This window comes from Dactylosporangium cerinum (assembly GCF_042653625.1).
GTDB lineage: Bacteria > Actinomycetota > Actinomycetes > Mycobacteriales > Micromonosporaceae > Dactylosporangium > Dactylosporangium cerinum.
In genome coordinates this window covers 440,273-453,112 of the sequence record NZ_JBHSIU010000130.1, presented here as the reverse complement: position 1 = coordinate 453,112, position 12,840 = coordinate 440,273, and the positions used below count along the sequence as shown (strand labels likewise).

The following is a 12,840-nucleotide window of genomic DNA, read 5'->3' as shown; positions in this document are numbered from 1 at the left end:
CCCCTGCCGGACCCTCCCTATCCGCGCAAGCTCCTGCCGGCGCTCCCCCGTCCGCACAGACCCCTGCCGGCGCTTCCCCAGACGAGCTCGCTCCTGCCGGGCCCGCTTCGAACGGACCAGCCCCTGCCGGACCCTCCCCATCCGCACACACTCCTGCCGACGGCGCCCCGAGCCAGCTCGCTCCTGCCGGGCCCGCCACAGCCGGACTCGTTTCGAACGGGCCGGCTTCGAACGGGCCGGCTTCGAACGGGCCGGCTTCGAACGGGCCGGCGTCCAGAGACGACGGTGGGGCTGTGATGGTCGCGCCGGAAGGGATGCGGCTGCTGGGTGACGCCCTGCGGCGGGCCGCGACCGGGCGTCCTGACGAGGACATGTGGGACCGGGTCGTCGAGGCACGGGCTCCCGGCGCCGTGCCGGACGCGGTCCGCCGGGCCGCGCTGCTCGTCGGCTGGGCGATGCGGCACGACACCGGCGACGACGTCACCCCGCTCGACCTGCGCCGCGAGGCGTGGATGCGCCGGCACCTCGCCGCGCTCGAAGGGCGGCGGGTCGCCGCGGTCGTCGGCTCGTTCCACGCGTGGGCGCTGCTCGACGTCGACAAACCCGGCACCGAGGCGGCGCCGCAGCGGGCCGGCAAGGCGGCCGAGGTCGTCACGTCGCTGGTGCCCTACGCGTTCTCGTTGCTGGACGCCAGGTCCGGCTACCCGGCCGGAATCCGTGACCCCCGCTGGCAGCAGGCGGTCGTCGCCGCCGGTGGACGGCCCGCGGACGTCGAACGGGCCGCACTCACCGCGATCGTCGACGTGTGCGCCCGGGTTCGCGCCGCCGGTCACCCGACCGGGCCCGCCGAGGCGCGGGAGGCGTTCCGGCTCGCGACCGACCTGGCCCGGTTGCGGGCCCTGCCGTCGCCCGGCCGGGGCGAGATCGTGGAGGCGTTGCAGAGCGTCGTCGCCCACGGCGAGGTCCTCGGTCGGGGGCGGGTCGTCGCGACGGCGATGGAGCAGGTGCTCGTCGGTGAGGAACGCGGCGTCCTCGCGCCGGGCACGCCCCGGTCCGGGCTGCGGCCCGCGGTCGAGGCGCTCGTCGCCGAGCTCCGCCTGCCGGTCGCCGGCGAGAAGGCCCGCGACATGCGGCTCGACTCGCTGCGCTCGGATCTGGACCGGCGGCGGGAGGTGGCGCTGCGGCAGCTCGAGGTGTGTCGCGTGCCGTACGGCGAACGCGTCGCCGTCGAAGGCACCGGCGGGGCCGACGCGCTCACCACCCGGTGGACCGTGCAGTGGGTGCCGGGCACCGAGGCGATGCTGGAGCTCGCCGGCATCCGTGGCGTCACCCTGGCCCAGGCGGCCGAGGGCACGTTGCGGCACCGCCGGCGCGGCGAGGAGGACGCCGAAGGCCCGACGTCGGCGCAGCTGATCGACGGTCTCGCCGTCGCCGCCGGCTGCGGGCTCGTCGCGCTGACCCGCGAACGGGTCGCGGAGGTCGCCGCGGAGGTGCCGGCCGCCGCGAGCCTGGACGAGCTGATGGCCGCGCTCGCCCTCGTCGACCGGCTGGACCGCGGGCATGTGCCCGGCATGCCCGCCGGGCTGCTCGGCGATCTGGCCCCGATGCTCGAGTCGCTCGAGTCCGCCGCCGTGCGTCAGGTCGACGGCCTGACGGGATCCGAGTCCGCCGACGACGTCCGGGCCCTCGTGGCCCTCGCCCAGCGCGCCGACGCGGCCGGGGTCGGGCTCCGGCTCGCCGGTGCCGTGGACCGGCTCGCCCGGGACGGCACCCCCGTCATGTCGGCGGCGGCGGGAGCCGTGCAGGTGATCCTCGGCCTCAGCGAGCCCGCGGCGCTCGGCACCCGGCTGGCGTCCTGGGTCGACGGCGCCCGCACCGACGACGGCCGGCGCCGGCTGCTCGGCCACCTCCGGGGGCTGCTCACCGCGGCGGAACCGCTCCTGCAGGCCGGCGACGACATCCTCGACGGGCTCCTCGACCGGGTGGAGTCCCTGCCCGACGACGACTTCCTGTCCCGGTTGCCGGCGCTGCGCGGCGGGTTCCAGGCGGTCAGCCCCGCCGGCCGGGACCGGCTGCTCGCCGTCGTCGAGCAACGCCTCGGCGACACGGCGTCGGCCCGCGACATCACCGACGTGTCGCCGGAGGAGCTGCTCGTCAGGCTGCTCGCCGACCGGGCGGGTGCCGCGGCGCTCACCGCGTACGGCCTGACCCCACCCAGCACGGACGCCACACCGCCGGCGTCGCCGGATGAGCCCGAGGAGAAGCCCAGCCGGCCCTCGGCGCTCGGCGCGGACCGGACACTGTCCACAGTGGACCGGTGGCGGCTTCTGCTGGGCCGGCGGTCCGACGAACTCGGGCCGGGAGCCGCGCGGTACGCCACCGCCCTCGACGAACTCTACGGCGCCGGCACCGGCGAGGGCGCCCGCGCCGACGCCGCTGGGCGGGCAGGCCGGGAAGCGCCGTTCCCCGGTGTGCGCGAGTGGGCCGAGGAGCTGTCCGCGCTGTTCGGGCCGGGCATCCGTGAGGAGGTCCTCGCCCGGGCCGCGGAGTCCGGCCGGCGGGAGGCGGCGCTGCTGCTGGACCCCGACGCGGTCACCCCGTCGGTGGAGCTGCTGCAGACGGTGCTGTCCCTCGCGGGCGCGATGCCCGAGTCGACCGTCGCGCGGCTGCGGCCGCTGGTCGCGAGGATCGTCGAGGAGCTCACCCGGCAGCTGGCGGCACGGCTGCGGCCGGCGCTCGCCGGGATCACGACGCCACGGCCGACCCGCCGGCCGGGCGGCCCCCTCGACCTGCCGCGGACCCTGCGGGCCAACCTGGCGACGACCCGCCGCGACGAGGCCGGCCGGGTCCAGGTCATCCCGGAGCGGCCGGTGTTCCGGACCAAGGCCCGCCGGGGCGTCGACTGGCGGCTCGTCCTCGTCGTCGACGTGTCCGGGTCGATGGAGGCGTCGGTCATCTGGTCGGCGCTGACCGGGGCGATCCTCGCCGGGGTGCCGGCGCTGACGACACATTTCGTGGCGTTCTCGACCGAGGTCGTCGACCTCACCGACCGGGTCAGCGACCCGTTGGGCCTGCTGCTGGAGGTCAAGGTCGGCGGCGGCACCCACATCGCGGCCGGGCTGCGGCACGCGCGGACGCTGGTGACCGTGCCGTCGCGGACGCTGGTCGTGGTCGTCAGCGACTTCGAGGAGGGGTACCCCCTGGGCGGGCTCCTCGCGGAGACCCGTTCGCTGGTCGAGTCGGGTGCGACCGTCCTGGGCTGCGCGAGCCTCGACGACGGGGGGCGCCCCCGGTACTCGGTGTCGGTGGCCTCGCAACTCGTCGCGTGCGGCATGCCGGTCGCCGCGTTGAGCCCGCTGGAGCTGGCCCGCTGGGTCGGAGAGAAGGTGCGCGCATGAGCGGTCCGAAGCGCAACCGGGCGGTGGCCCGGTGAGCGGGGTCGCGCTGCCGCCGGTGGCGGACACGGTGCTGGTGGCGGCCGTCGACGCGCTGCCGGCCCGGTTGCGCAAGAAGGTCGACGAGGCGGTGACCCGGTTCGCGGCGCTGCCGGTGACGGAGGCGGACGGCCGGTTCACCGTCGCCGTCGACGACACGACCGCTGTCACCCTGGTCACCGACGGCGGGGTGGTCCGCTCGCCGGACGCGGCGACGTGCACCTGCCTGCTCGCGCCGAACTGCCTGCACCGGGCTGCGGTGCTGGCGCTCGCCCCGGCGTACGCGGAAGGGGCCCCGACCGGCACGGCAGGGCCAACGCAGGACACCGCACCGGCCGACGCCGCGACGCCCGTCGCGGCGCAGGTCCCCAGCGCCCCGCAAACCACCGCCGCAACGGCCTCGGACCGCACGACCGCCGCAGCCTCAGGCAACGCGGCCGCCCCGACCGAAGGCAGCACGGCCGTCCCGGCTTCGGACAGCACGGCCGTCCCGGCTTCGGACAGCACGGCCGTCGCGACCGACGGCAGCACGGCCGTCCCGGCCGAGGGCAGCGCGGCCGTCCCGGCCGAGGCGGTCGCCGAGCCGTTGACGGTGCAGCAGCGGGCGGCGGTCGAGCACCTGTGGCGGGCCGCCGTCGACGTGCTCGCCGCGGGTGTCACCGGGTCGGGGACCGTCGCGCGCACCGCGCTGCTGCGGGCGGCGCATGAGGGGCAGGCGTGCAAGGTGTACCGCCCGGCCGCCGCCGCCCGGGTCGTCGCCGCGATGCTGCAGGCCGCCCGTTCCGGCGACCCGGACTTCCGGCTCGGGGACCTGACCGCCGCGTTGCAGGAGCTCATCGGGGTCCTGCAACGGCTGCGGGCGGCCGGTGGCGGCCCGGCGGAGGGGCTGCTGGGTGCGGCCCGCCGGGCGTACGAGCTGCAGGGCAGCCTCCGCCTGCACGGCCTGTGCACGACGGCGGTGCTCGCCGACTCCGGCTACGCGGGCGTGGTCACCTACGTCGCGGACCGGGACGGCGGGCTGTGGATGATCGCGGACCTGATGCCCGGCGACGCCCGGCGGGCCGCGAAGGCCGGCAACGCGACCGTCGCGCTCGGCGAGACCGCGCTCAGCCACCGCGCGCTGACCCGGGCGGGCCTGGTCGTGTCGGGTGCGACGGCCTCCGCGACCCGGCAGCTGGGGGCGGGCAGGTCGGTGCGCGCGGTCACGGCGGGCGGCTGCGGCTGGCACGAGGAGCCCCTGGCCGGGCTGTGGAGGGTGCCGCTCGGCGAACAGGTGCACCGGGCGTTCGGGGCGCTCGCCCTGCCGGTGACGGACCGGCGGGCCGGCGACGACCTGGTGTTCCTGTCGGTCCGGATCGACGGCACCGGCAGCGGCGACGCCGTCTCCGCGACCGCCTCCAGTGGTGCCGCGCTGACGCTGCGGGTCGCGGACGATTCGCCGGCGCTGGCGTACCGGGACAATCTCCGGTTTCTCGGCCGCGCGACCGGCCTGGAGCTGCTGATGGTCGCGCGCCCCGATCCGGCGCGGCCGGGCACCGTGTTCCCGCTGTCGGTCGCGCCGGTGGACGGCACGGGCTGGAACCTGCCGGCGGCCCAGGCCGGGCACGTGGACCTGGCGTTCGACCGGCTCCACCGCAGCCACCTGCCGCAGCCCGAGGGCATCGCGGCGCCGGGCGACGACGACACCGGCGATCACCCCGCGCAGGTCACGCCCGGGGAGGCCGGGTCGCCGCTCACGCCGGTGACCGGCCGGGCCGCCACGACCGGTGATCCGGTGCTCCGGCTGCTGGCGGCGCAGGTCGAGCGGACGGTGTCGGGCGGGCGGACTGTGCACACGTTCGCGGCGGGGCGGGGTCCGTCGGACGCCACCCGGCTGCGGCGGGGACGGCTCGACACCGGCGCGGTCCTGCTGGACCGGTTGACGGAGGCGGCGTGCACCCGGCCCCGGGACACGTTCGGGCGGCTCGCGGGGGACGACGGCAGCGCGTTCGCCCAGGCGTGGCTGGCCACGGCCGTCTACACGGACGCCGCGACCCGCGCCGTCGCCGAGGCGACCTGGTTACCGGCCGCCGCACCCTGACCGTCGCCGCACCGGCCCGCCCCAGGGCCGGTGCGCCCGGCAGTCCCAAGGCCGGTGCGCCGGGCAGTCCCAGTGCCGGTGCGCCGGGCAGCCACCGGCCCGCCACCACGACCAATGCGCCGGCCAGTCACCGACCCCCACCAGGGCCGGTGGGCCGGGGCAGCACCGACCCCGCCACCACGACCAGTGCGCCGGGCAGCCACCGACTCCCCACCAGGGCCGGTGGGCCGGGCAGCACCGACCCGCCACCAGTGCCGGCGCCCGAAACGGGCACCGGCGCGGAGCCGTACACCAGGTCCTAGCGGACCACCTCGGTGTTGGCGGCGATCCAGGCGAGGGCATCCTGTTCGCCGGCGAACGAGCGGCGGGTCGCGTACACCGACGCGGTGTCGCCGACCGTGACCACGAAGGTGACCGCCCACGTCTCCTGGTCCTTGCGCAGCACGCGGGCCCTCGTGTCCAGGTGCACCGGCGCGATCAGCGTCGCGTGGTCCAGGTTGAGGTACGTGGGCTGTGACGTCGCCATCTCCACGACCGGGACGAGCCTCATATCCGCACTGTAGGCGACCGCAACCTTCCCGAGGGGTTGGCCGTGTTCACTGGCATGAGCAGCGACGCCCGCGCGGCGTACGACGAGTTCTACCGGGGGACGTCGCGTCGCACGATGCGGTACGCCTTCGGGCTGACGGGTGACCTCGGCGACGCCCAGGACCTCACCCAGGAGGCGTACGTGCGGGCCTGGCAGCGCTGGTCCCGGCTGCGCGACTACGAGTCCGCCGAGGCGTGGCTCCGTACGGTCATCTACCGGCTGGCGACCGACCGGTGGCGGCACCTGGCGGTGCGGCGGCTCTTCACCGCGAAGGCACCGCCGGGCGGGGTGGCACCAGCGCCGAGCGAGGACACGCTGCTCGTCGTGGCGATGCTGCGCAAGCTGCCACCGGCACAACGGCGGGCGCTCGTCCTGCACTACCTGCTGGACCGGCCGGTGGAGGAGATCGCGGTGGAGACCGGGGTCGCCGTCGGCACGGTGAAGTCGTGGTTGTCACGGGGCCGCGCTGCCCTGGCCCTCGTCATGGAAGGCGGTGAGCGCGATGCGTGACCCGATCAGCGACCAGCTGGCCGCACTGGGTGCGGACGCCGACCGGGTGGTCCTCGCCGACCCGGCCGACCTGCGCCGTGCCGGCACCCGCCGCAACCGGATGCGACTCGCGGCCGCGGCGTTGGCCGTCCTCGCCGTGATCGGCGGCGCCGCGGTCGCGTTCCAGCCGTCGTGGCAGGCGCTCCCGCCCCCGCCTTCGACCACTCCGACCGTCACCCCGTCGCCGTCCTCCACGGCGGATCCCACGACTGGGCCCACAACCGAGCCCACGTCAGTTCCGTGGCCGTCGGTTGGGGCGTCGTCGTCCGTCAAAGGGCCGAAGGATCTCTGCGCCACCTCGGTGACCTACTGCTATCCACCGCGCGTGGGGTACCTGGACGAGCGGCTGCCCGCGCCGTGCGCGACGACGGCGCACCCGAGCGAGGCGAAGCTCCTGGCCCGCACCTCACATGAGATTCTCCTGCACCCCGGGCTGGACCCGACCACCTCCAGCACGTACGGCAGCACGATGTCGACCTACACGGCGGGCGGCGCGAGCGCCTACGTCGCCGAGGTCCGCTCGGCCCTCGCCCGCTGCCCGTCGGTGCAGCGCGCCGCGTCGGTGTTCGACACGGCCCAGGTCACGGTGCGGTACCGGCAGGTGTCGACCGGCACGCTCGGCGGCGACGAGTCGGTGCTCGCGTGCCGCACGTACGAGACCGAGGCCGGCGTGCAGGAGTTCTTCATCGCCGTGGAGCGGCGCGGCGACAGGGTCCTCGTCGTCATCGACTACGGCCGTGGCGGTGTCCCGTCGTTGCCGGCGGAGTTCGACGGATTCCGGGACTTCGACGAGAACGCCAGACTCAGCGACCTCTTCGCCGTCGTCGGCTGAGAACCCATGAACGAGGGGTGCCGCCGGTCCGCAAGACCGGCGGCACCCCGTGCCCTTACGGAGCGATCAGATGTTCCAGACCTGGAAGGTCGAGATCTGCCCCGCCGGCCAGCCCGTGTTGGCCGTGATGTTCAGCCGGACGTAGCGCTGGGTCTGCGCCGTGAACGTGATCGTGACGGTGTTGCCCGCCCCGCCGGTGAACGCGTAGGACGCCTGGTCCTTCAGCGTCGACCAGGTGGAGCCGTTGGTGCTGCCGACGACCTGGATGGTCTGGTTGCGGGCCCCCCAGGAGGTGGGGAGCTGCAGGACCACCTTGCTGATGCTCTGCGCGGAGCCGAGGTCGACCTGGACCCACTGCGGGAAGGCGTTGTTGTTGCTCTCCCAGTAGGAGTTCTGGTCGCCGTCGGTGACGTTGCCGGAGCCGTACACCTGGACGTGGCTGGACTCGCTGGTCGGCTTGCCCGCCGCCAGGTTGGTGGGCGTGGTGCCACCGGCGCCGGTGCCGGACAGCGAGACCGTGGTCGGGCTGTTCTGCGCGTTGCTGGTGACGGTGAGGGTGCCGGTGCGGGTCCCGGACGCCGTGGGCCGGAAGCTCACGTTGACGACGCAGGACGCGTTGACGGCGATCGAGGTGCAGTTGTTGGTCTGCTGGTAGTCACCGGTGACGGAGACCCCGGAGACGGTGGCCGCCGCGGTGCCGGTGTTGGTGATCGTGACCGCCTGCGAGCCGCTGGTGGTGTTCAGCGCCTGCGAGGCGTAGGTGAGGCTGGTCGGGTTGGCGCTGAGGACGGCCACGTTCGGCGTGGTGCCGCCGCTCGGGTAGACCTCCAGCTCCGCGACCTGGCCGGCCGGCCAGCCGGTGTTCGCGGTGATGTTGACGCGGACGTACCGGGTGTTGGTGGCCGAGAAGGTCAGGTTGACCGTGTTGCCCGTGGCCGGGTTGAAGGTCTGCTGGCCGGAGCCGACGATCGTGCTGAAGTTCGAGCCGTCGGTGCTGCCCTGGACCGACAGCGTCTGCTGGCGGGTCGCCCAGGCGGCGTCCGGCGGGAGCTTCAGGGTGACCTTGCCGATGCTGGTGGTCGCGCCGAGGTCGACCTGGATCCACTGCGGGAAGGCGTTGTTGTTGCTCTCCCAGTAGGTGGCGGCGTTGCCGTCGGTGGCCGTGGTCGCCGCCTGCGTGCCGTTGACCTGGCTGCTGGCGGTGGCGGTCTTGTTCAGGGCGATGTTGGTGTTGGTGCCGATGCCGCTGCCGGACAGCGCGACCGTGGCCGGGCTGTTGTTGGCGTTGCTGGCGACGGTGAGGGTGCCGGTGCGGGCGCCCGAGGTGGTCGGGGTGAACTTCACGGTGACCGTGCACGACGCGCCGACGGCCAGGGAGCCGCAGGTGTTGGTCTGGCTGTAGTCGCCGCTGGTGGTGACCCCGGAGACGGTGGCCGACGTGGTGCCCGAGTTGGTGAGCGTCACCGTCTGTGTGGGGGCGGAGGCGCCCACGACGGTGTCGGCGAAGGACAGCGTCGTCGGGTTGGCGTTGATGACCGGTCCGGGCGCGACACCCGTGCCGGACAGCGGGACGGTGCTGGTGACGCCGGCCGCGGTCACGGACAGGTTGCCGGTGCGGGTGCCCGCCGCCGTCGGGCTGAACGTGACGTTGACCGTGCAGGACGCGCCGGCGGCGATGCTGCTGCCGCAGGTGTTGGTCTGCGCGAAGTCACCGGAGACGGCGATCGTGCCGACCGGGGCCGACGCGGTGCCGCTGTTGGTGACCGTGACGGCCTGTGCGGCGCTGGTGCCGCCGGTCGCGACCGACCCGAAGCCCAGTGCGCTCGGGCTGACGTTGATGTTCGAGCCGTTGTCCGGCAGGTACGGCGGGAACGTCGGCACCGGCATCTGGCAGGCGGTCGAGCCGAAGATGCCCGAGTTGCCGCCGCCGTCGGTCAGGTTGAAGCCCACGCCGCAGCTGTAGATCGGCGCGGAGGCCTGGGTACCGGTGGCGGTGCTGTTCGTGATCGTCGCCGCGCCGGCGACCTGGAGCTGCACCACGAACGTGCCGGTGTTCTGGATCGTCGCGTTGTTGATCTTCACGTTGTTGATCTGCGAACCCGAGACGAACTGGATCGCCTCGTACGGGCTCTGCTGGATCAGGATGTTGTCGACGTTGGTCAGGCCGTTCATCACGCCGTCGCGGGCGTCGAACCACAGCGCGCCGACGCCGAACTGCCAGTTCGGGTCGAGGTTGCCGGACCGGATGATCGTGTTGCGCAGCACGTCGGTGCGGCCGATCGGGGTCGAGGCGAACCGCTGCCCGACGTGGATGCCGCCGCCCTGGCTCAGGCCGGCGTCGATGACCTTGTTGTCGGTCACGAAGTTGTCGTGGCCGCCGTAGATCGCGATGCCGTTGGCGAGGATCGGCAGCTCGACCGTGTTGTGGTCGAACGAGTTGTTCACGTCGGCGTTCTGCTCGGCCCACATGGCCAGGCCGTCGTCACCCGCGTTGCGGACGTGGCTGTTGGTGACCTTCGAGTTGGTCACGCCGTTGTGGAAGTTGATCGCGTCGGCGTTGTAGTTGCGCAGCCGCATCTGGTTGAACACCAGGTTGTCGAACGGCCCGTCCATCCAGGCGCCGACCTTGGTGTGCTCGATCCAGACCCGGTCGACGGTCGAGTTCGTCAGCGAGCCGCCGATGCCGTTGACCTGGTCGGCGTCGTTGCGCTCCTGCACGTTGCCGAAGATCGAGAAGTCCGACAGGTGCACGTTGGTGCTCGGCGACGGCGCGTAGTTGCCGTAGAAGCCGATCCGGTCACCGGTCGTCTTCGAGTGCCACATGCCGGCACCCTTGATCGTGATGTTGTTGACCGCGATGTGACCCTGGATCTTGAACGTGCCCGGCGGGATCCACACCGTGCCGCCCGCACCCGCGGAGGCGATCGCCTGGTTCATGGCGGAGGTCGAGTCGTTGACGCCGTTCGGGTCCGCGCCCTTGCTCGTGATCGACACGGAGCCGGCCGGCTGCGACAGCGGTCCCGCGACGTTCTCGAAGTCCGCGAGGTCGATGGTGTACGACGAAGCCGTGCTGTCCGAGTCGACCTGCAGGCGGAACTTGGTGCCCGCCGGGTAGCTCTGCGGGAAGAGCCGGTTGACCTCGTCGTAGTAGTGGTGGTGGTTGCTGCCCGGCTGATTGCTGAACGGGTAGCTGCTGTAGTAGTGGCTGTACGCGTTGGTCAGCGTGAAGTTGTTGGACCGCACGCCGTTGATGTACAGCGAGATCGGCGCCGTGTAGACCGAGCCGTTGCCGGTGTCCGGGATGCTGTACCGGAAGACCATCGAGTTCGTCTGCACCGGCGCGGTGAACTCAACGAACTTGCCACTGCCCTGCAGCGTGACCGCTTTGCGGTAGGACGCCTCACCGGCGAGGGTGTTGTAGGCGGCGCTGGGGCCGATGACGGTGCCGTTGGTGGAGGCGTTCTCCGCCTGCACCTCGACATAGGGCAGCGTCGCACCGACGCCGCCGGTCGCGGCCGCCGAGGCCGGCGACATCGTCATACCGACGACGACGCCCGCGGCGGCAAGCGTGGTGCCCGCGGTCAGGGCGACGAAGCGCCCCTTCCGTCTGGCACCTCGGGTGGACCGGAACATGTGTTGCTCGCTTTCGACGGGGGCCGTTACCGCGCGAGGCATCAGCCGGCCGGCCGCGAGTTGGCGGTGTCGGGCTGGTCGGCGCTGGTGGTGACGTCGAACGGCGGGGTGGGTTTCGGCGCACCGGTTGGCGGCGGTGCAAGAGGGACGGTAACCCCGCCGACACCACTACGCAATATCCAGACTCATCTTTGCTGGATTCGTACGCGTTCTTGCAAAGCACCGACGCGTCGGTTGACCGTCCTTCCCCGCTCCGGTGGGCGGCAACCGCTCGGCGCAGCGTCGGTGGCGTTCGACCGGTCCGGCGCGCCACTGGGCTCCCAGCTTCGGAGTACATCGCCAAAACTCGATGCGACCGTCCCCGCCGCAACGCCCGGGAACCCCGCCAGGACCCCGCGCCGAGCGGACCGCCCTCGGACGGCCCAGACGAGAGGAACCAGCACATGCGACGCAATCTCAGGCGGCTCGCCGCCGCCGGGCTCGGGCTCGCCCTCGCCGCGGGATTCACCTTCGCCACCGCGGCACCGGCACAGGCCGAGTCCAACGGCGGTGTCCGGGTCATGCCGCTCGGCGACTCGATCACCGACGGGTTCAACGTGCCCGGCGGCTACCGGATCAACCTGTGGCAACGCCTTGCGGCCGGCGGGTACACGGTGGACTTCGTCGGCTCCGGCTTCAACGGCCCTGCGTCACTGCCCGACCACGACCACGAGGGCCACTCCGGCTGGCGGATCGACCAGCTCGACGCCAACATCGTCGGCTGGCTCGCCGCGACCTCGCCGCGCACGATCCTGCTGCACATCGGCACCAACGACATGAACCAGAACTACGACGTCGCCAACGCCCCCGCGCGCCTGTCCGCCCTCATCGACAAGATCCGGGCGAACGCGCCGTCGGTGGAGCTGTTCGTCGCGCAGATCACCCCGGAGACCAACGCGACCCAGGAGGCGCGCGTCCAGGCGTACAACGCGGCGCTGCCCGGCATCGTCGCCGGCAAGGGCCCGCTCACGCACCTCGTCGACATGCACTCCGCGATCACGACCGCCGACCTCGCCGACGGCGTGCACCCCAACGCCACCGGCTACGACAAGATGGCGGCCCGCTGGTACAGCGCCCTGCAGTCCGTGCCGGGCAGCCTCACCCCGACGATCCCGCCCGTCGGCACCGCCGTGTCACTGGTCAACCCGCAGGCGAACCGCTGCATGGACGTCTCCGGCGCCAGCACCACCGCCGGCGCCCAGATCCACATCTGGGACTGCCACGGCGGCACCAACCAGAAGTGGACCAGGACCGCCGCAAACGAGCTCCGCGTCTACGGCAACCGCTGCCTCGACGTCAACGGCAACGGCACCGCCGACGGCACGAAGATCCAGATCTGGGAGTGCAACGGCACCAACGCACAGAAGTTCACGTTCAACGCCAACGGCTCCATCACCGGCACCGGCTCCGGCAAGTGCGTCGACGTGAACGCCTCCGGCACCGCCAACGGCACCAAGGTCCAGCTGTGGACCTGCAACGGCACCGGCGCCCAGCGCTGGGCCGCGCGTCCCTGACCAGTGTTTTCCGTCGCTCCTGCGGCGCCGCGGGGCCCCCTCCTGCCCCGCGGCGCCGCCCCGGTCGGTTTCGCCCCTGTACCAGCGGCTCGATTTCGGCCTTGTGGCTGCCGTCTTCGTGCCACCGAACGCCGTGGTCCTCAGCGCGATCCTGCGTGTCGGCACGAGCG

7 protein-coding genes are annotated in these 12,840 nt (G+C 73.2%); 5 read left to right on the top strand and 2 right to left on the bottom strand.

Features of this window, described 5'->3' with window-relative positions; genetic code table 11:
• Positions 1-296 precede the first annotated feature (296 nt).
• Positions 297-3,398 carry a DUF5682 family protein gene (locus ACFPIJ_RS59960; protein ID WP_380128982.1) on the top strand — a complete coding sequence of 1,034 codons (3,102 nt, stop codon included), beginning with the start codon at positions 297-299 and terminating at the stop codon, positions 3,396-3,398.
• A gap of 31 nt (positions 3,399-3,429) precedes the next feature.
• On the top strand, positions 3,430-5,514 hold the full coding sequence (locus tag ACFPIJ_RS59955; protein ID WP_380128519.1) for a hypothetical protein: 2,085 nt from the start codon (positions 3,430-3,432) through the stop codon (positions 5,512-5,514).
• A 298-nt stretch (positions 5,515-5,812) separates the two neighbouring features.
• Here the strand turns inward: ACFPIJ_RS59955 and ACFPIJ_RS59950 are convergent, their stop codons facing one another.
• Positions 5,813-6,064 (bottom strand): hypothetical protein, encoded by a 252-nt coding sequence (locus ACFPIJ_RS59950; RefSeq protein ID WP_380128518.1) that lies wholly within the window; start codon positions 6,062-6,064, stop codon positions 5,813-5,815.
• A gap of 54 nt (positions 6,065-6,118) precedes the next feature.
• Between ACFPIJ_RS59950 and ACFPIJ_RS59945 the strand changes: the two genes are divergently transcribed.
• Both ACFPIJ_RS59945 and ACFPIJ_RS59940 read left to right on the top strand, forming a co-directional pair.
• A complete protein-coding gene (locus ACFPIJ_RS59945) occupies positions 6,119-6,613 on the top strand; it encodes a SigE family RNA polymerase sigma factor (RefSeq protein ID WP_380128517.1) in 495 nt (164 codons plus the stop codon).
• A complete protein-coding gene (locus ACFPIJ_RS59940) occupies positions 6,606-7,484 on the top strand; it encodes a hypothetical protein (RefSeq protein WP_380128516.1) in 879 nt (292 codons plus the stop codon). Before ACFPIJ_RS59945 ends, ACFPIJ_RS59940 begins: the two co-directional genes overlap by 8 nt.
• Before the next feature lie 66 nt (positions 7,485-7,550).
• Here the strand turns inward: ACFPIJ_RS59940 and ACFPIJ_RS59935 are convergent, their stop codons facing one another.
• Positions 7,551-11,117 carry a choice-of-anchor D domain-containing protein gene (locus tag ACFPIJ_RS59935; protein ID WP_380128515.1) on the bottom strand — a complete coding sequence of 1,189 codons (3,567 nt, stop codon included), beginning with the start codon at positions 11,115-11,117 and terminating at the stop codon, positions 7,551-7,553.
• A gap of 443 nt (positions 11,118-11,560) precedes the next feature.
• Here ACFPIJ_RS59935 and ACFPIJ_RS59930 point away from each other — a divergent pair, with 443 nt between their 5' ends.
• Positions 11,561-12,670, top strand: coding sequence for an RICIN domain-containing protein (locus ACFPIJ_RS59930; protein WP_380128514.1), 1,110 nt, complete (start codon positions 11,561-11,563; stop codon positions 12,668-12,670).
• The last annotated feature ends 170 nt before the right edge of the window (positions 12,671-12,840 follow it).